Source organism: Sulfitobacter pontiacus (assembly GCF_040790665.1).
GTDB lineage: Bacteria > Pseudomonadota > Alphaproteobacteria > Rhodobacterales > Rhodobacteraceae > Sulfitobacter > Sulfitobacter pontiacus.
In genome coordinates, this window is sequence record NZ_CP160849.1 from 375,915 (window position 1) to 394,725 (window position 18,811).

Consider the following 18,811-nt stretch of genomic DNA (forward strand, 5'->3'; position numbering starts at 1 on the left):
CGCCAAGTTTTCGGCCCCCCAGCCTTCCCCTTTACGCCCCGCTCGGCTAGATCATCCCAAAGCTCAAAGCGCTACGTGAATAGAAGGACGCTGATCATGGCCCTCGACAAGAATTTTGACGCCGCCCAGGCCGAAGCCCGCCTCTATGCCGCATGGGAAGAGTCCGGTGCCTTCAAGGCCGGTGCCAATGCCTCGCGCAAGGAAACCTTTTCGGTCATGATCCCGCCGCCCAACGTGACAGGATCGCTGCACATGGGCCATGCGTTCAACAATACATTGCAGGATATTCTGGTGCGTTGGCACCGGATGCGCGGCTTTGACACGCTGTGGCAGCCCGGTCAGGACCACGCCGGTATTGCGACGCAGATGGTAGTGGAACGCGAGCTTGCCAAAGACGGCAAACGCCGCACCGACTTCACCCGCGAGGATTTCACCGCCAAAGTCTGGGAGCAAAAGCAGAAGTCCGGCGGCACGATCATCGGCCAGCTCAAACGCCTTGGCACCTCGCTTGATTGGTCGCGCAACGCCTTTACCATGTCCGGTGCCCCCGGTGCCCCCGCGGGCGAGGAAGGCAACTTCCACGACGCCGTGATCAAGGTCTTCGTGGATATGTATAACAAGGGCCTGATCTATCGCGGCAAGCGTCTGGTCAACTGGGACCCGCATTTCGAGACCGCGATTTCCGATCTCGAAGTCGAATCCACCGAAGTCGACGGGCACATGTGGCACTTCAAATACCCGCTGGCCGATGGCGCGACCTATACCTATGTCGAGAAAGACGAAGACGGGAACGTGACGCTTTCCGAGGAACGCGACTATATCTCTATCGCGACGACCCGCCCCGAAACCATGCTGGGCGATGGCGCGGTCGCGGTACACACCTCCGACGAACGCTATGCGCCGATCGTTGGCAAGCTGTGCGAAATCCCCGTCGGCCCCAAGGCGCAGCGCCGCCGTATCCCAATCATCACCGACGAATACCCCGACAAGAATTTCGGCTCGGGCGCGGTCAAGATCACCGGCGCGCATGACTTCAACGACTACGGCGTCGCCAAACGTAATAATATCCCGCTCTACGCGCTGATGGACACCCGCGGTGCCATGCGCGCCGACGGCCTGCCCTATGACGCAGCCGCCGCGCGCGCCGCAGCCATCGCTGAAGGCCGTGAAGACGCCCCCGCAGACGCGACAGAGATCAACCTTGTACCCGAAGAATACCGCGGCCTCGACCGGTTTGAAGCCCGCACCAAGGTCATCGCCGACATCACCGCCGAAGGCCTGGCCGTCATGGTACCGCCGACCGATCCGCGCTTGGGAAAACCCGTCAAAGCCCCTCTCGCCCCCGAAGAAGGCGGCGAAGAGCGGGACGAGACGCTGGTCCCACTGGTCGAGCCCAAAAAGATCATGCAGCCTTTCGGCGACCGGTCGAAAGTGGTGATCGAACCGATGCTGACCGATCAATGGTTCGTCGAGACCTCGAAGATCGTGCAACCCGCCATCGACGCCGTGCGCAACGGCGAGGTACAGATCCTGCCCGAACAGGACCGCAAGGTATACTTCAACTGGCTGGAAAACATCGAACCCTGGTGCATCTCGCGCCAATTGTGGTGGGGCCACCAGATCCCTGTGTGGTTCGACGACGAGGGCAAGGAATACTGCGCGGCAACCGAAGCCGAAGCACAGGCGATGGCCCCCGGCAAGACGCTCACCCGCGACCCAGATGTGCTCGACACGTGGTTCTCCTCGGGCCTCTGGCCCATCGGCACGCTCGGCTGGCCAGAACAGACGGATGAGCTGGCGAAATACTTCCCCACTTCAGTGCTGATCACCGGCTTTGACATCATCTTTTTCTGGGTCGCCCGGATGATGATGATGCAATACGCCGTGGTCGATCAAAAGCCGTTTGATACAGTCTATGTCCACGCCCTGGTGCGCGACGAGAAGGGCAAGAAGATGTCCAAATCGCTTGGCAACGTGCTGGACCCACTGGACCTGATCGATGAATACGGCGCGGATGCGGTGCGCTTTACCCTGACGGCAATGGCCGCCATGGGACGCGACCTGAAACTGTCGACCGCGCGCATCGCTGGTTACCGCAACTTCGGCACCAAACTGTGGAACGCCCACCGTTTCGCCGAGATGAACGGCGTGTTCGAGGACAGCGTCGCGGCGGTGACCTACACCAGCCACACCCAGGTCGATCACACGCTGAACAAATGGATCATCGGCGAAACCGCCCGCGTCCGCGAAGAGGTCGACGCAGCACTGGACAACTACCGTTTTAATGACGCGGCCAATGCGCTTTATGCCTTTGTCTGGGGCAAGGTCTGCGACTGGTACGTTGAACTCTCCAAACCCCTGCTGCAAGACGACGCGCCAGAGGCCGCCGAGACTCGCCAGACGCTGAAATGGGTGCTGGATCAATGCCTTGTGCTGCTCCACCCGATCATGCCCTACATCACCGAAGAACTGTGGCAGACCACGGCGACCCGTTCCAAGATGCTGGTGCATGGCGACTGGCCGACCTACACCACCTCCGAGATGCTGGACGCCGACGCCGACCGCGAACTCAACTGGGTGATCGGCCTGATCGAATCCATCCGTTCGGCGCGCGCGCAGATGCATGTGCCTGCGGGGCTCAAAGTGCCCATGCTCTATACCGACATGGACGCTGCCGGCCAAACCGCATGGGACCGCAACGAGGCGATGATCAAACGTCTGGCGCGGGTCGAAACCCTTGAGAAGACAGAAAGCTTCCCCAAAGGCACCGTCTCCATCGCCGCACCGGGCGCGAGCTTTGGCCTCCCGCTCGCGGGGCTGATCGACATCGACGCGGAAAAAGCCCGTCTGCAAAAGTCGCTCGACAAGCTGGGTAAAGAAATCGGTGGTCTGAAGGGGCGTCTGAACAACCCCAAATTCGCCGCCTCCGCCCCGGCGGAGGTCGTCGCGGAAGCCCAAAGCAACCTTGATGCGCGTCAGGAAGAAGCAGACCAGCTTCAGGCCGCTCTGAACCGTTTGGCCGAGCTGGGATAATCAGCACCGCTTCCAAATGGCTTTAAATCCTCGCCGAAGGCAAAAATCTCTTTTGACGCTCCAAAAGATGCCTTCGGCGAGGATTTTTTTACCATTTGGAAACGAATACCGGCGCAAGATACGCCTGCGGTCCTCGCTGGGAAGCAAAGATCGTCCATTTGGAAGGCCCCGTCTGAGCGATCAGTCGGGGCTGACTTTTTTGCGGCGCTAGTCTTTGAAGACCGCGGGGCGTTTGCCGAATTCGGCGGCGATGACTTCCATCTGGTGCGGGCGTCCCAGCAGCGCCGCCTGTTCACGGGATTCCGCGCGCAAAACCTCTGTTTCGGTTCCCGTCTCTGCCAAGGCGGTCAGACGTTTGGCGGCCTTGATCGCGCTTGGACTTTTGCCGGCGATGGTGGTGGCAAGCGCCATCGCGGCGGCCAGCGGGTCTTCGGCGATCTGGGTGATGAGCCCCCAGCGTTCGGCTTGCTCTGCCCCGATGGGTTGCGCGGTATAGGTCATCAGGCGCAGCACGTCGCCGCGCACCAGTTTGGGCAGCAGGACCATGCCGCCCATGTCCGGGACGATGCCCCATTTCATCTCCATCACCGCCATTTCGGTATCAGGGGCCGCGATGCGGATATCGGCCCCGAGCGCGAGTTGCAGGCCCGCGCCGTAGGTCTTGCCATGCAGCGCCGCGATCACCGGCACGCCGACGCGGGTCCAGACCATCGCGACCTCCTGCCACTGGTTGGTGGTGCCGTCGCCATGGGTGCGCGTCATCATCCGTTCCGTCGGGTCACCGCTCGCCAGCGCCCCCATATTGCCGATGTCGATGCCTGCGCAGAACGCCCGGCCCTCGCCCGAGATCACGACGGCACGCGCGTTCGATGCAGCGACCTCGTTCCCGGCGGCGATGACAGCGTCGATCATATCCTGATCAACGGCATTCATTTTATCGGCGCGGGTCAGGCGCACATGGGCGATGTGATTGTCATAGGTAACGGAAACGCGGCTCATTGGGTCCTCCTTGAATTTTCGTGAGTTTGGGCACGAAGCCCGCATGTTGCAAAGCGAAACGCTACGGCACCCAAAACCGCGCGCGGGCATGCTGATGTCACTTGCCCGAAGCAGGGCAGATGCAGTAGCTGATCCCCATGACACAGTATCGCCTCACCCCGCTTGCCGACGCCCTGCCCTCTACCGTGCCCTTTGTCGGCCCCGAAACGCAGGAGCGCGTCATGGGGCGCGCCTTTGATGCGCGGTTGGGGGCGAATGAGAACGTCTTTGGCCCCTCTCCCCGCGCGATAGAAGCAATGGCGCAGGCCCAGCAGTGGATGTACGGCGACCCGGAAAGCCACGACCTGCGCGCAGCCCTTGCGGCGCATCATGGTATCTCGCCCGCCAACATCATCGTGGGCGAAGGGATCGACGGGTTGCTGGGCTATCTGGTGCGGCTCATGGTGACGGAGGGGGACGCGGTCGTGACCTCGGACGGGGCCTATCCGACATTCAATTATCACGTGGCAGGCTTTGGCGGTGTGCTGCATAAGGTCCCCTATGCCGGTGATCACGAGGATCCTGCGGCCCTATTTGCCAAAGCTGCCGAGGTAGATGCCAAGCTGGTCTATCTGGCGAACCCAGACAACCCCATGGGAAGCTGGCATGAAGGGCAAGTCATTTCCAGCGCGCTAGAGGCATTGCCGAAGGGCTGTCTGCTGGTGCTGGACGAGGCCTATATCGATTGCGCCCCCGAGGGCACCGCCCCCGATCTTGTCGCCGATGACCCGCGTCTGATCCGGATGCGGACCTTCTCCAAGGCCCATGGTCTGGCAGGGGCGCGGGTTGGCTATGCCATCGGTGCACCGGATCTGATCACAGCCTTTGGGAAGGTGCGCAACCATTTCGGGATGAACCGCGCGGCCCAGGCCGGGGCGCTTGCAGCCTTGCAGGACAGCGACTGGCTGGCCCATGTGCAGGCTCGAATCGCTGAGGCGCGGGACCGGATTGCGCAGATCGCTGCGGATAACGGGTTGGTTGCCCTTCCCTCTGCCGCGAATTTCGTGGCGATTGATTGCGGGGCGGACGGCAGCTTTGCCAAGGCGGTACTGGACGGTTTGGTGGCGCGCGGCGTCTTTGTGCGCATGCCCTTCGCGGCGCCGCAGAACCGCTGTATTCGGGTCAGCTGTGGCACGCCAGATAACCTTGATGCCTTTGCCGCGGCGTTGCCGGGTGCCCTTGAGGATGCGAAAAAAGGCTGACGTAGCGCATATCCCGCCTATGCTGGGCCATGATCCAGTTGCGAGGTGGCATCATGCGCTCTTCCGACCGCGGCCAATCGGCCCCTAACTATACCAGCGCCTGCGTCGTGATGTTCGGCGTCAATATCCTGTGGGTTTTCGTTGTGATCTGGGCGCTATGGGGCTTGCTGGCGGTGGCGCTGTCGGGCTGGGCCGTCAATGCCATGATCGATCGCATTGCCGCGCGGCAGCGCTAGGCCCCGCCGATCACCTTCGCCGCGGCCTCTAGCGCGCCGGAGCCGCGTTTGATCCCGAGTGCGGACATCCCGGCCTCTATCCCGCCGAGCATCCCCATGATCATCTGACCGTTCACGTGCCCCATGTGGCCCAGACGGAAGAACCCGTGGCTTTCGGGGCTGTCCTTGGGGGCCATGCCCAGACCGATGCCGAGGGTCAGGCCGATGTTGCCTTCGACCCAGTCGCGCAGCTCTGTCGCATGGGGGGCCTTGAGCCGCAGCGCTGTCACCGCATGGCTGCGCAAAGCGGGATCGGCGATGTTCAGGGAAAGATCGCCACCTGCCCCCCACGCGTCACAGGCCGCCCACACCGCGTGCGCCAAGGTCTCGTGACGCTGCCAGACGGCTTCCAGCCCCTCGTCGTGGATCATATCCAGCGCCGCGCGCAGGCCGTAGATATGGTGCGTGGGGGCTGTGCCGCAGTGGTACTGGTAGAACTCCTCGGGATTGGCGCGCGGGGTCCAATCCCAGAAACGGCTGACCCGTGGCATCGCATCGCGCACCGCAGCCGCACGGTCGTTAAAAAAGACAAAGCTCACGCCGGGCGGGACCATCAACCCCTTCTGGCAGGCGGTGACCATGACATCGGCCCCCCAATTGTCCATCTCGAAGCGGTCACAGGCGAAGGACGCGATACAGTCCACCATCAGCAGCGCGGGGTGATCTGCCGCATCCAGTGCCGCGCGCAGACCGGCGATGTCATTGACCACCGAGGTCGAGGTATCCACATGCACGGCCAGCACGGCTTTGATCTCGTGGTTGGTGTCCGCCTCAAGACGATCCGCGATCCGGTCGATGTCCATTGTGGATTGCAGGCCGAAATCCATCACCTCGACGTCTGCCCCGATGCCTGTGGCGGCATCGCCCCAGCCGTGACCGAACCGCCCTGTCGCGGGCACCAGCACCTTGTCACCGGGGGCTACGACATTGCTCAGCGATGCCTCCCAGGCGGCGTGGCCGTTGCCAATATACATCGCCACCTGATGCTGCGTGCCCGCGATACGGCGCAGATCCTCCATCAGCGGGGGCATCATATCGACGATCTCACCGGCATAGATATTGGGGGCCGGACGGTGCATCGCGTTCAACACAGCCTCGGGCATGACCGACGGACCGGGGATCGCGAGGTAGCCGCGCCCTTGTGACAGGTTGGAAAGTTTCGGCATGACACAAGGGCCCTTCAGCAGGAAAAATCTCTTGCAACTTATCCGCAGCCAGCGCCGCGTCAATCACACAAAGCGCGCAGGCAGCTTGCCCTGCCCCTACGGGCTGCGTAAACCCGTAACTGTATATGCCCAAAGGAACCGGCCTTTATATGAGTGATGTGACCTATACCTCGCGCGAACTGCTGACCTGGCTTTGGCGCGACTATCTGAAAAAGCATATGTGGGTGCTGCTTGTCGCGATCATCTTCATGTCGATCGAGGCCTCGACCATGGGCGGGTTGGCAAAGCTGATGCAGCCGATGTTCGATCAGGTCTTCGTCGCTGGTGAGAAAGGCGCATTGCTGTGGGTTGGTTTGGTGCTGGTGGGCATTTTCGTCCTGCGCGCCGTGTCGGGTGTGGTGCAAAAGGTGCTGCTGACACGCATCAAGCAGAAGTCGGCGGCTGATATGCGGATCGATCTGCTGGACCGGATGATGGTGCAGGACGGGGCCTTTCACCAACAGAACCCCCCGGGTTTTCTGATCCAGCGCGTGCAATCGGATGTGAATGCCATCGGGTCGGTCTGGCAGGCGGTGATCACCGGTGCCGGTCGCGACTTGATCGGGCTGATCGTGTTGCTCGGCGTCGCGATCTCTATCGACCCGGTCTGGGCGCTGCTGGCCTGCATCGGTCTGCCGCTGATGGTCATGCCCGCAGCATTGGCGCAGCGTTTTGTGCGCGCGCGGTCGCGCGAGGCACGGGATCTGGGCGCGACCCTGTCGACACGGCTGGACGAGGTTTTCCACGGCATCGTGCAAATCAAGCTCAACGCGCTTGAGAAGTATCAGGCCAAGCAATACCGCGACCTGACCAGAACTTATATCCGCACCGAGGTACGTGCCTCTTTCGGGAACTCGGCCATTCCGGGGATGATCGACATCATCTCGGGCCTCGGGTTCATGGCCGTGATCCTTTATGGCGGCAACGAAATCATCGAGGGCGAAAAAACCATCGGTCAGTTCATGACCTTCTTTACCGCGATGGGGTTCACCTTTAACCCGCTGCGGCGTCTGGGGGCGATCAGCGGGCTGTGGCAGACGGCCGCTGCCGCGCTGGAACGTCTGAAAGAGCTGATGGACGAGCCGGTACACCTCACCTCGCCCGCCAAACCCACGCCTGTGCCCACCACCCCACCGCATATCGCGCTCGAGGGGGTGAGCCTGTCTTACGGTGACGCCAAGGTGCTGGACAATCTCACGCTGCATGCGGCGGCAGGCGAGACGACGGCGCTTGTCGGTGCATCTGGCGCGGGGAAATCGACGATATTCAACCTGCTGACCCGTCTGATCGACCCGCAAGAGGGCAACGTCAGCATCGCGGGCGTTCCTCTGACAGAGATGGATATCCCCGCGCTGCGCGGCTTGTTCTCGGTCGTGACGCAAGAAGCGCTTTTGTTTGATGAAACCCTGCGCGAGAATATCGTATTGGGCCGCGAGAATGTATCTGATGAAGAGCTGCAGCAGGCGCTGGATGCGGCGCATGTGTCGGACTTTTTGCCCAAACTTGAACACGGGCTTGAAACCCGCGTCGGTCCACGCGGCTCTGCCCTGTCGGGGGGGCAGCGCCAACGTGTCGTGATCGCCCGCGCCCTGCTGCGCAACACACCGATCCTGCTGTTGGACGAAGCCACCAGCGCGTTGGACGCGCAGTCAGAGAAAGTCGTGCAGCAAGCGCTGGACCGTCTCTCGCAGGGGCGCACCACCTTGGTCATCGCCCACCGTCTGTCTACCATCCGCGGCGCGGATAAGATCGTTGTGATGGACCGTGGTCGCGTCATGGACGAAGGCAAACACGAAGACCTTCTGGCCCGTGGCGGCATCTATGCCGATCTCTATCGGCTTCAGTTCGAGGATGGAAAAACCGTCAGCGACGGGCGCAATCTAGCGGCGATGCGGCGCATGGAACGCGGCCTCAAACCTGTCGAGCCGAACCTGCTGCAACGTATCGGGCTCCGGCTGTTCGGCAACTAGGCCACCCCCCGGCATGCTGATCACTTGGCATAGCCCTCGGCCAGCTTGGCCGGGGCGACCCCCGCGAAATAGCGGATCAATGTCCATAGGTTACGCGCCCCGCGACGCAACCAGCCCTGCCGCGCGTATTTATCGGCCGACGTCACCGCGGTGACCTCCAGCCCCAGCAGATGGCCGCGCAGGGCACGCGCCAGCGCTACATCCTCCATCAGCGGCTGATCAGGATACCCACCAACCGATTGATACAGCGCACGTGGCAGCAGCAGCCCCTGATCCCCATAGGGAAGCCCCAAACGACTGCGCAGGTTCGCCCAAGCGGCCACCGCTTTGCCGGCCATGCCGCCTTGGTCAAATTGAAGCTGGCACCAGCCCGCTTTATCCCCCCGCAGATGCGCGGTGACGGGCCCCGTCCACCCCGGTACCAGCCGCGTATCGGCGTGTAACACCAGCAGCCAGTCGGATTGCGCTTTCGCACAGCCGCGCCGCAACTGTCCGCCCCGCGATGCCGGACCGCTGACGATCTCTGCGCCCCATGCGTCTGCCATTGTCAGGGTCATGTCGGTTGATCCCCCGTCGCTGATGATCAGCTCGCGGATGAGCCCCGCCTCCAGCCCCTCCATCAGGGCGGTCAGACAGCCGGTCAGGGGCGCTTCGGCATTCAAGGTCGGAATGACAACAGATATAGGCGCGCGCATGGTTGCCCCTTTCAGCTTCGAACTGCGCTGCTATATGTCATGTTAACCATTGAAAGGACAAGCGATATGACCAGCCGCCGCATCCTGAGACTGTCAGGCTCCGACACCCGCGAGTTTCTGCAGGGCCTTGTGACCAACGATATCCGCAAGCTGGATCAGGCCCCGATCTATGCCGCGATCCTGACGCCCCAAGGCAAATTCATCACCGATTTCTTCCTGTCCGCCGAAGGGGACAGCGTTTTGCTGGACGTGGCCGAAGCCGATGCCGACGCGCTGGTGCAACGTCTGACCATGTACAAGCTGCGGGCTGATGTCACGATAGACGCGACCGGATTGCATCTGCACCGCGGGCTAGAGAACGCACCGGACGATGCCTATAGCGACCCCCGCGATGCCCGCATGGGCTGGCGCGCCTATCGTGACACACCGCAAACCGATGACACCACGGATTGGGACGCGCTGCGGGTGACCTATATGATCCCTGAAACCGGGGCAGAGCTTACCTCGGACAGCTTCATCCTCGAAATGGGGTTCGAGCGGCTGAACGGCGTGGATTTTCGCAAGGGCTGCTATGTCGGACAAGAGGTAACGGCCCGCATGAAACACAAGACCGAGCTGCGCAAAGGCTTGGCCCAGGTCGAGATCAGCGCGCCGGTAGAACCCGGCACGGACATCACCGCCGATGGCAAACCTGCTGGTACGATCTTTACCCGCACCGGCACCCATGCGCTGGCCTATCTGCGGTACGACCGCGCCAAGGCGGCGATGCAGGCGGGGGATGCCACGGTGACCATGGTGACGGACGGCTAAGGCCCCGCAACGGCGCTGCGTAAATATTAGGCAGGCCAAGATGACGGCGTGCGCAGCCCGCCGGAAAAGTTGCATATCGGCAACAAATACCCGCGACTGGGGAGATCCGAGGCTCCCAAATCCAATACCCCGCTGCCCCGCAACGCAAAAGAGCCCCGGCATTCACCGGGGCTCTGCATCGCAGCGAAGCTATGACGTAGCGTCACACCACAGCTTACGCGCGTTCGGAATATTCCATCGTTTCGGTGTTCACGATGATCTCTTCGTCCTGTCCGACGAAGGGCGGCACCATCACTTTGACGCCGTTATCAAGCACCGCTGGCTTGAAGGAATTCGCCGCTGTCTGGCCTTTGACGACCGGTTCAGTTTCGACAATTTTACAGGTTACTTTTTGCGGCAAGGACGCGTTCAGCGCCTCTTCCTCGTGATACTCGACCACGACCATCATACCGTCCTGCAAGAAGGGGCGACGCTCTCCGAGAAGCTCGGCTGAAAGCTGCACTTGCTCGTATGTTTCGGTGTCCATCAGAACCAGCATACCTGCGTCTTCATACAGGAATTGTTGGTCTTTTTGCTCTAGCCGGACCTTTTCAACCTTGTCGGCGCTGCGGAAGCGTTCGTTCAGTTTCGACCCGTTGCGCAGGTTGCGCATTTCGACCTGAGCAAAGGCACCGCCCTTGCCCGGTTTGACATGATCGACCTTGACCGCTGCCCAGAGACCACCGTTATGCTCGAGCACATTTCCTGGCCGAATTTCGTTCCCGTTAATCTTTGGCATGTATCAGCACCATAGCAATGAAGTTGAAGAGAGATTGGACCGACCTATATATATCAACGTCGACCCCCGCAAGACAGCGCACCCGATGCTGCAACCGCGAAAGCCATGCAGTAAATGCATGAGTGTTATGCAATAAAGGTGTATCCGAATCGAGCTCTTTCGGTCATAAGGAACCCCACGCCTAAATGACAAGAGCAAGAATAATAGAAAGGACGACGAGATGAAAGATTTCGTTGATGGCACTGCCTTTAACAATGAACAAGGTAACCGTGCCCGCAAACTTTTCGCAGCTGTGGTACTGGCTGCATTGGACGATGCGATTGCCGATGACAAAAAATACGGCAACGGTCCTGAACAGATTGCCCGTTGGGCCCGCTCCCGCGATGGCCGCGAAGTATTGAGCTGCGCGGGCATCGACCCCAACGAGCGTGTTGTCGAAGGTCTGATGGACTTTGTTGGCAAAGGTGTCCGTACCTCTGTCGCCCTGTCCCGCGAAGAGTCCGAGCGTCGCCACGCTGCACAACAGGCTGAAGCTGCCTGAAGACTGCCAAAAGTTTGAACAAAAAGACGCGGCTCACGGGCCGCGTTTTTTTTTGGCTAAATGCGATTGTGCTATGCCGGAAAGCGTCGCGCCCGCCTGATGCGCAAAAGGGCAAGGTGTGACGCCCTGCCGCTTACCTGATGCGTTGCGCCGAAACGGTAAAGCCCCGACAGTGGCGGATTTCTGCGAGAGTGCTGGGTTCTTGAATCTAGGTTGCAGCGACGAAGCTGGCGTTCGCTGAGGCAGCGCGATCAGGAAAAGTGCTCGCGCTGCTTTCCAAAAAAGATAGGGAGTAGAATTTATCTGCGCATGAACTTCTGGCGAGCTTCACGAGCAATATTGTATCGCAGTTCAAGGCGAGCGAGTTCAGCCATCGCTTCCTTCCGTTCAGGCCCGTTTGCAAGCGTGGCAAGATGGCTCTGATGCGCAGCCATCTTCTTCTTGAGTTCGATTTCTTCCGGCACGACACCGGCTTGAGCCATAATCCGGAACCCCGCAGCTTCTCCCGCATCCACAAAAGCATCCGCTGAGCGATCAGGCAGTGGTTTGCCTTCGCCTTCAAGACCTTCAAGCTGACCTTGCAGCTTCGCCTTCTGTATCTGGCGCTCGATGAGTCTCTGAAGATTTCGGATCATGCTGACCAATAGCACAGTGTTAAGGTAACGGATACCAAGGGCTCGACGCGGACGTTGCGGCGGCGGCGTCTTGGCCTGAGCTGCAAAACATCTGGCAAGGGGCTTGCGTGACGCCCTGCCCCTTTATCCACTAAGATGCACCTTCGCGCTAAAGGCTCTTTATTCCAGATCTTGCGACGTCAAGGCGCGGTGAATTTCACGGCGCACCAGTTTGCGGACGTTGCGGGTGATCCGTTCACCCAAGGCCCCCTGCAGCTCTGTTCGCACGATTTCAGACACCAGATCACGCAGCATCTCTTCGTCCAGATATTCATCCGGCCCGAACCCGAGCGTTGCATCATCATCCTGCGCCGTTTCGGCAGGGGCGTCGGTGGTATCGGTCACAGTCGCATCTGCTGCGGTCACACGGGTGGCAAAGGGGCCGTCTACAACACGATCTTGGGGTTCGGCACGCTCTTGAGGTGCATGGGACTCGACAGGATCGTGCCAGCCCATATCCTCGTCCAGCAGGGCCTCTTCCGCATCGTTTTGGGCGGCATCGGACACAGGCGCGCCGGTGGCGTCGAATTCAACGTCGTCTTCCCAGGCCATCGCGGGGTCTTCGCTGCCGGAGTAATCGCTTTTGCCGGGCTCGTCAGGTTCCCAGTTTTCGGGAATGCGGCTGATCGCTGTTTCGAGGGCAGCGATTTTCGCGCTCAACCGGTCCGGCGTCGGTGGCACGTCATCGACCAGCTCGGAAGAGCCAAGGTTGAGCATATCGGTGGAGTATGCCGCGGCACGTGGCGCGCTAAAGGCCAGCTTGCGCGGCGGCTCGGTCGTATCCTGCGGCTTGCCATCCCCTGCGGGCGTGGCGAACTGGGCGCGAAAGCGCGGTTCGCGGCCGGAAATAAACTTAAAATCTTCGGCAACTTGATTGCGATCCGAGGCGGACAAATCCGCCCCTTCGTCCGTCTCAACGTCCGTATCCATGTCCTGCATCGCATCCTGATAGGACGCCGACCGGGGCTGAACCGCCTCTGGCGTCGCCTCTTTCCGAGGGGCGGCCACAGGCGCGTCATTGGACACGCGCAAGGACGGCGTCAGCACAAGTTTCTCTTCAATCGCAGGCACTTCCGACGGCTTCTGCGCTGGTTTGCGATCTTCGGAGACCAGACGGCGGATCGAAGACAGAACGTCTTCGACCTCTGCATTTGTGACGGTTTCGGACATATTTAATCACCACTCGTTCTTCGCGAATAGTCTAACCCGAAGGTTGGCTTCTCACAATGGGGGTGGTGAAAATGTCAGTCTTTTTGCAGCGCCTTCAGCACACGATCCAACTGTTTCCCCTCTTTGGAGTATTTTGTCGGGCCGTCCTTAACCATATTATAATAGGCGGATGGATCATAGATTTGCACCGGCAGTTTCAGGTCCTGCGCGGTCAGCTGCCCCGTCGCCGAGAGCACGGAATAGGCCGCAACATAAAGCTGCGATTGCGCCGACACACGAGCAGAACGGGCGTCGAGCAAGGATTGCTCTGCGTCCAGCACATCAAGTGTAGTGCGCGCGCCCAAGCTGGCTTCCTCGCGGATACCGTCAAAGGCGATCTGTGCCGCGCGGACCTGACGCTGGGAGGCTTCGATCTGCGCCCGGGCGGAGGCAAGCCCCGCATAGGCATCGCTGACCGCGCGTTCCACGTCTTTAACCACCACATGCAGATTGCCGCGCTGTGCGTCGCGCTGCGCCTGGCTTTTGCGAACACCGGCCGACAAGGCACCGCCTTGATAGATCGTTTGCCCGACCTGAAAGCCGATCGACCCGCTGCGTGTCGAAGCTTGGGAATCAAACGTCTCAGTCAGACCGTAAGACCCCTGCACCGAGACATTGGGCTTCAGCGCGGTTTCGTTGCTGCGTACCAGCAGATCGGCAGCCGCGACCTGGTGCTGGACGGTCAGGATATCGGGGTGCTGACGCACCGCCAGTGCCTTGGCCGTGGCGATGCTGTTGGACAGTTTCGGCAGGCTTGGTGGCGGGCTTAGACGACCGGGCTCACGCCCCACGGCCACCTTGTAATAAGCTTTCGCGCTGATGAAATCGCCCTGCGCACCGGCAAGATTGCTCCGCGCGGCGGCCAGCTGTGCTTCGGCAAGCGATACGTCGGTGCGGGTCACCTCCCCCACTTCGAAACGGTCACGGGCGGCGCGCAATTCCTGCGTCAGAACCCGTACGTTATTCTCGGCCAGAGAGACAAGCTGCTGCGTCTGGATCACGGTCATATAAGCATCAACCGCGCGCAGCAGAATCTGCTGTTCGGCGCTGACCAGCGTTTCGCGCATGGCAAGCACGGTTTCTTTTGCCGCCTCGATCGAATAGCGCGAAGACCCGAAGTCATAGACCAGCAGCGACGCCACAAGATTCACCGATGTCGTCAGTGAATCGGTAGAGCTTTTGAAACCCGCCGGGATGGTGCTGGTGCCCCCGCTGACCGACCGATTATAGGATTGCGTCAGGTTCCCCGTCCACTGCAGCACCGGCTTGAGCGCGGATTTCGCGATGGCCACATCTTCGTCTGCGGCGCGCAACACGGCGCGGTTCTGGTCCAGCAGGCCCGAGTTGTTATAGGCCCCTACCAGCGCATCGGCCAACGTTTCTGCCTGTGTGGCCATCGGTGCCAGCAGCCCCAAACCGACGCAGGACGCCGCGATCATGCTGCGGACGGACCGCATCTTGCCCGTATTCATCATATTTCACACTCCATCGGTGTCACTGCATCTGCCGTCATCTGCAGCAGTTCTGATAGCTTAAAGCTGGAATTCTTTCGCGCGGGTAAACCCGTCCAGGACAGGTGCGGCGGCGTTGAAACTTTTGCGCCAGCTGATGCCACGTTCGCTTTTGTAGCCCAAACGCACCTCGCCCAGGGGGCCGTCCATGAACAGGCAAGCGATCCGCCCGCCATCCTTGAGCTGCGCCAACAGCGCTTCGGGCACGTCAGCCACGCCGCCTTGCACGATCACCACGTCATAGGGCCCATGTTGCTGTGCCCCTTCAGCCAGCGGGCCGTGATGTACGATGACATTGTCGATATCCGCGTTGATCAGGGTTTCCTGCGCTTCTTTCGCCATCTGCTCGTCATCCTCGACGGCAACGACCGCTTCGGCCATATGTGCGATCACGGCAGAGGAATAGCCGTAGCCACAGCCGATATCGAGCACCAGCTCGTCATTCTCTACCCCAAGATCGTCCAGCATCTTGGCCAGCGTCCGCGGCTCAAGCAGCACGCGCCCCTCGCCCAAGCTGATGTTTTCGCCCAGATAAGCTGCCTCGCGGCGGGCCACCGGCACAAAATCCTCGCGCGCCACCTTAAGCATCGCATCAATGATCGGGAACTTGGTAACATCCGAAGGGCGCACCTGAGTATCAACCATCATGGTGCGGCGGGCTGTGAAATCTGTCATCAGCTAAACTCTTTCGTTCAGTTATTTGTCTCGTGAGATGCCACATCACCGCCCGCCGGGCAACGGCCAGTCGGGTCAATAGGCGCAATTTTCCGTGTTTGTCGGATAATACGGTTAAAACATAGAGGATGCCATAGCCACGACGCATGGCGCGCGCGGTCAGCCTATGAGAAACGTAATTTAGAGAGGGAAATATAGTGGAGGCGAGTAGGAGAATCGAACTCCTGTACACGGATTTGCAAGACTAGGTATACCGTTGAAAATAAATACTTTTGTGCCTAGAGAATAACCAAAATCAGCACGAACGTAGCGTGAATGTTTAGAGCGTCGCTATGGCTGAACTCAATTGTCAATATCCTTGATTAATTAGGAATACGGACTGGCGTTGCTGGAATGAATATGCACCTATAGGGAGAGTTATTAATTCAACAACGAGGCAAACTCATTGGAATTATTGCTTGCATTTTTAGCCCTTGTTGGCTGTTTGGTCCTGGCCATTTGCATTTCGCGATCTAGCAAAGGAAGGTCGAGTTCGAGCCACAGTTCAGACGATCAAGAAGAACCCTATAAAAGAACCCGCAACTCTCCTTCGGGAACGCAAGAGAAGCAGCCTAAACCCTTCGATGCCACAAGCGCGCGGCAGCTGCCTGAGCAACGGATCATCCAAGGCTCTGCTTATGTGACCGATGGTGACACCATCGTAATTGAAAGAACACAAATCCGCCTTTTTGGCGTCGATGCGCCCGAGCTGGATCATCCCTTTGGGAAAAAAGCCAAGTGGGCGATGGTCAAGCTTTGTAAAGGCCACAAAATCCGCGCGGAAGTATCAGACGAAGACGATTATGGTCGTGTTGTAGCGCGTTGCTATTTACCTGATGGTCGAGATTTGTCGGCCGAAATGGTTAAGCAGGGGTTAGCAATTGACTGGCCAAAATTCTCAGGCGGAATTTACCGCAAAATGGAAACGCCAGATGCCAGAAAAAAGCTTTGGCTTGCCGACGCACGTCAGAAAGGTCGCATGCATGTCTGGGACAAATTTAAGTCGAGCCAAGCCAAGCGTTAGTCTCGATCCAAAGCAGCCGTTACTAGCCTTAAACTCGAAAGGCTTCTCAGTATCAAAAGTGCCTTGCGAAAGCGCGAAGACTTGAGACGTGTAACGCCAACTTAGGTATCGTTCTGTCTAACGCTTGAAACCCAGTCATTGATCAAGCTTAACGACATGTCGCTCGCAAAGGAAATTATCGAAAGATAGAATTAAACGTATCATGTTATGAATTTTGGCCTCTTGCCCCGCTTTAGGGGCAATTGTCTTCATACCGAAACCGTGTGCCATTCCGCCCCTAAGCTCTCCGAAAGAGTTAAGGCTCTGAGAAAGGATTCGATCAAATTCGAATAACCTTATGCCAAGCGGTAGAAATAAAACGTCTTGATCTTTTGTTTTTACCCCATGGTTTTCGTCAACAGCCTTTTTGTGCTCGGAGATCGCTCGCTTGAATACAACGTCAAGAACATCTTGCAAGCGATCGCCGGCAAACCGAACGTTGATTTCGTTGGCAAGCACTATTTTGTAAAAGCTACCTGCTGCAAGTAGAGGATCTCTAACCACGCCATCTTTTTCAAAAGCCTTGAGACTATTACTGAGTACTGCCAGCGAGACTCGCTCCAAGTACTCCTCAAATGCTGCGTGACAGAGTAAAACAAACGACCTCAGTTTAAGTTCATGTAATCGGCTTACAACATCGTGCTCGGGTAAATCCTGGAGGATACCTCGCGCCTCGACGATGGCCAATTCGAGCTGCGCAAACGCGGCGGAGCTCTCAGTCATTTTTTTTGATTAGTGGTACTCTGAGCGCCACATTATATTCTTTCTCAATAAGTTCATACCAATACGCGAACCGATATTTCGTAGCGGAAATACTCTTGGTGGTAGACTCAACTGATCGAACAAATGAGGTGTTCTCAAACGCATATTTATAGAGTTTTCTAAATTTCTCAACATCTTCCAGTGCGGCCCTCCTGAATTCTAGGTTAGCAAGTGATCCACCTAAGACGTCAAAAACCGCCCGGTTGAAGGCACCCTCGTATTTACCTGAGTCAGGAACATATTTCCGCGAAAACGCTCTTTCTTCGAGCAACCCTAGGCCGTCTTGAATGAGTTCTTCTAGCTCTTTAACAGGTTCTATTACTTGCCCAACTTCAAAGTTTCTATTTTTATAACGACAATACTCATCCAAGAACTCCTTAAGGTTTCCTCGATATTCAATAGCAAAGCTTTGAAACGCAAAATGCCGGATAGCCACTTCAACGTCCTTCATGCGTTTGTCCGGCTTACTCAGCCCAAGCATCTTTTGGAGGTAGGGACACTCTGCGGTTTGCTTAATTGCCTCACGAACAAAAGGACCTCTGATCAAAGACATCCTCAACTCCATCGGCGATAGCCTGACAGATCCTGAATTTAGCCGGTGAAATATCTCATATAGGACGTCGTCTCTCTTCCATCCGCGTATAACCGCGGTTCTTATTGCTGCTGCATCAATTGCGCGAGCTATCTTCGGCTGCCTGTCTTTGATTGACGCCCATGTCTCACCGTTTAGTTCTTTTAAATCTGTCAAACCTTGAAGGCTGAATGAAGTACCGTCTTCAGTCACCCCTTCGAAGAACTCTTTGATCGATGACAGCCTTTGCTTTCCATCAAGGACAAGGAACTGATTGCGCTCATCTTGTCGCTCTGCAAGTAGAATTTGTGGAATAGGTATTCCTAGAATAAGCGACTCAATGAACTTAGACTTTGCTCGCGTTGTCCAGACGCTGCGACGTTGAAAATGCGGCTCGAGGTCAACGATATCAACGAGCTCTTGCCGCAGAGTGGAAACCGTCCAATCTGAAGGAATGACAAAAATATCTGTGAAGTCGGACGGGGCTATTCTGTAGTCATCACCGCCTTCGGCAGCTTCATCTTCTTCAAACAAACTTTCAAGTTGTGACATTTCTCATTTCTCCCACCTGCCAAGCTTAGTTAACTGCGGGATGGGCCAAACGGCAATGCTTAAGGCATGCGGGTTGCGGAGCCGCCCCATAGGAAGACCATATTATTTGGTCCGGCGCTTCATTGCCGCCCGAAGTTTGAAAGCGGACATTCAGGCTGACTGCAGCGAAGGTTCGGTTTCCGTCCTTGTTGCCTCAATGCCGCTCAAT

Annotated in this window: 17 protein-coding genes; 7 read left to right on the forward strand and 10 right to left on the reverse strand. The window is 58.4% G+C overall.

Features of this window, described 5'->3' with window-relative positions:
- Nucleotides 1-96 precede the first annotated feature (96 nt).
- The gene (locus AB1495_RS01735) at nucleotides 97-3,033 is read left to right on the forward strand and encodes a valine--tRNA ligase (protein ID WP_074634594.1); all 2,937 of its coding nucleotides are present in this window, start codon (nucleotides 97-99) and stop codon (nucleotides 3,031-3,033) included.
- Between the two features lie 207 nt (nucleotides 3,034-3,240).
- On the opposite strand, the gene AB1495_RS01740 is transcribed toward AB1495_RS01735, so the two are convergent.
- Nucleotides 3,241-4,032, reverse strand: a complete 792-nt coding sequence (locus AB1495_RS01740) for a crotonase/enoyl-CoA hydratase family protein (protein ID WP_037963795.1) — start codon at nucleotides 4,030-4,032, stop codon at nucleotides 3,241-3,243.
- 137 nt (nucleotides 4,033-4,169) lie between these two features.
- Between AB1495_RS01740 and AB1495_RS01745 the strand changes: the two genes are divergently transcribed.
- The gene (locus AB1495_RS01745; protein ID WP_074634595.1) at nucleotides 4,170-5,273 is read left to right on the forward strand and encodes a pyridoxal phosphate-dependent aminotransferase; all 1,104 of its coding nucleotides are present in this window, start codon (nucleotides 4,170-4,172) and stop codon (nucleotides 5,271-5,273) included.
- A gap of 53 nt (nucleotides 5,274-5,326) precedes the next feature.
- Nucleotides 5,327-5,509: a hypothetical protein gene (locus tag AB1495_RS01750; protein WP_367581967.1), complete on the forward strand. Its 183-nt coding sequence runs from the start codon at nucleotides 5,327-5,329 to the stop codon at nucleotides 5,507-5,509.
- Here the strand turns inward: AB1495_RS01750 and AB1495_RS01755 are convergent.
- Nucleotides 5,506-6,714, reverse strand: coding sequence for an alanine--glyoxylate aminotransferase family protein (locus AB1495_RS01755; RefSeq protein ID WP_074634597.1), 1,209 nt, complete (start codon nucleotides 6,712-6,714; stop codon nucleotides 5,506-5,508). The two genes, AB1495_RS01750 and AB1495_RS01755, sit on opposite strands and share 4 nt — an antisense overlap.
- Nucleotides 6,715-6,863: 149 nt before the next feature.
- On the opposite strand from AB1495_RS01755, the gene AB1495_RS01760 reads away from it, so the two are divergent.
- Nucleotides 6,864-8,723: an ABC transporter ATP-binding protein gene (locus AB1495_RS01760; RefSeq protein ID WP_005849313.1), complete on the forward strand. Its 1,860-nt coding sequence runs from the start codon at nucleotides 6,864-6,866 to the stop codon at nucleotides 8,721-8,723.
- 20 nt (nucleotides 8,724-8,743) lie between these two features.
- Here the strand turns inward: AB1495_RS01760 and AB1495_RS01765 are convergent, their stop codons facing one another.
- Nucleotides 8,744-9,418, reverse strand: a complete 675-nt coding sequence (locus AB1495_RS01765; RefSeq protein ID WP_074634598.1) for a glycosyltransferase — start codon at nucleotides 9,416-9,418, stop codon at nucleotides 8,744-8,746.
- A gap of 66 nt (nucleotides 9,419-9,484) precedes the next feature.
- On the opposite strand from AB1495_RS01765, the gene AB1495_RS01770 reads away from it, so the two are divergent.
- Nucleotides 9,485-10,228: a folate-binding protein YgfZ gene (locus tag AB1495_RS01770; RefSeq protein WP_074634599.1), complete on the forward strand. Its 744-nt coding sequence runs from the start codon at nucleotides 9,485-9,487 to the stop codon at nucleotides 10,226-10,228.
- A 214-nt stretch (nucleotides 10,229-10,442) separates the two neighbouring features.
- Here AB1495_RS01770 and efp read toward each other — a convergent pair whose 3' ends face one another.
- Nucleotides 10,443-11,006 carry an elongation factor P gene (gene efp, locus AB1495_RS01775; protein WP_009825091.1) on the reverse strand — a complete coding sequence of 188 codons (564 nt, stop codon included), beginning with the start codon at nucleotides 11,004-11,006 and terminating at the stop codon, nucleotides 10,443-10,445.
- Between the two features lie 220 nt (nucleotides 11,007-11,226).
- On the opposite strand from efp, the gene AB1495_RS01780 reads away from it, so the two are divergent.
- The gene (locus AB1495_RS01780; protein WP_005849321.1) at nucleotides 11,227-11,547 is read left to right on the forward strand and encodes a DUF6280 family protein; all 321 of its coding nucleotides are present in this window, start codon (nucleotides 11,227-11,229) and stop codon (nucleotides 11,545-11,547) included.
- A gap of 299 nt (nucleotides 11,548-11,846) precedes the next feature.
- Here the strand turns inward: AB1495_RS01780 and AB1495_RS01785 are convergent, their stop codons facing one another.
- From AB1495_RS01785 to AB1495_RS01800, 4 genes are all read right to left on the reverse strand, one after another.
- Nucleotides 11,847-12,182 carry a DUF1992 domain-containing protein gene (locus AB1495_RS01785; protein WP_039912143.1) on the reverse strand — a complete coding sequence of 112 codons (336 nt, stop codon included), beginning with the start codon at nucleotides 12,180-12,182 and terminating at the stop codon, nucleotides 11,847-11,849.
- A gap of 159 nt (nucleotides 12,183-12,341) precedes the next feature.
- Nucleotides 12,342-13,391, reverse strand: a complete 1,050-nt coding sequence (locus AB1495_RS01790) for a hypothetical protein (protein ID WP_074634600.1) — start codon at nucleotides 13,389-13,391, stop codon at nucleotides 12,342-12,344.
- Nucleotides 13,392-13,465: 74 nt separating this feature from the next.
- On the reverse strand, nucleotides 13,466-14,905 hold the full coding sequence (locus AB1495_RS01795) for a TolC family outer membrane protein (RefSeq protein ID WP_074634601.1): 1,440 nt from the start codon (nucleotides 14,903-14,905) through the stop codon (nucleotides 13,466-13,468).
- Nucleotides 14,906-14,962: 57 nt separating this feature from the next.
- The gene (locus AB1495_RS01800) at nucleotides 14,963-15,616 is read right to left on the reverse strand and encodes a protein-L-isoaspartate O-methyltransferase (protein ID WP_005849328.1); all 654 of its coding nucleotides are present in this window, start codon (nucleotides 15,614-15,616) and stop codon (nucleotides 14,963-14,965) included.
- A 445-nt stretch (nucleotides 15,617-16,061) separates the two neighbouring features.
- Between AB1495_RS01800 and AB1495_RS01805 the strand changes: the two genes are divergently transcribed.
- A complete protein-coding gene (locus AB1495_RS01805) occupies nucleotides 16,062-16,679 on the forward strand; it encodes a thermonuclease family protein (protein WP_244268805.1) in 618 nt (205 codons plus the stop codon).
- A gap of 135 nt (nucleotides 16,680-16,814) precedes the next feature.
- On the opposite strand, the gene AB1495_RS01810 is transcribed toward AB1495_RS01805, so the two are convergent.
- Both AB1495_RS01810 and AB1495_RS01815 read right to left on the reverse strand, forming a co-directional pair.
- On the reverse strand, nucleotides 16,815-17,441 hold the full coding sequence (locus tag AB1495_RS01810; protein ID WP_074634602.1) for a HEPN domain-containing protein: 627 nt from the start codon (nucleotides 17,439-17,441) through the stop codon (nucleotides 16,815-16,817).
- The gene (locus AB1495_RS01815; RefSeq protein ID WP_074634603.1) at nucleotides 17,434-18,603 is read right to left on the reverse strand and encodes a DUF262 domain-containing protein; all 1,170 of its coding nucleotides are present in this window, start codon (nucleotides 18,601-18,603) and stop codon (nucleotides 17,434-17,436) included. The genes AB1495_RS01810 and AB1495_RS01815 overlap by 8 nt, the downstream gene beginning before the upstream one ends.
- Between the last annotated feature and the right edge of the window lie 208 nt (nucleotides 18,604-18,811).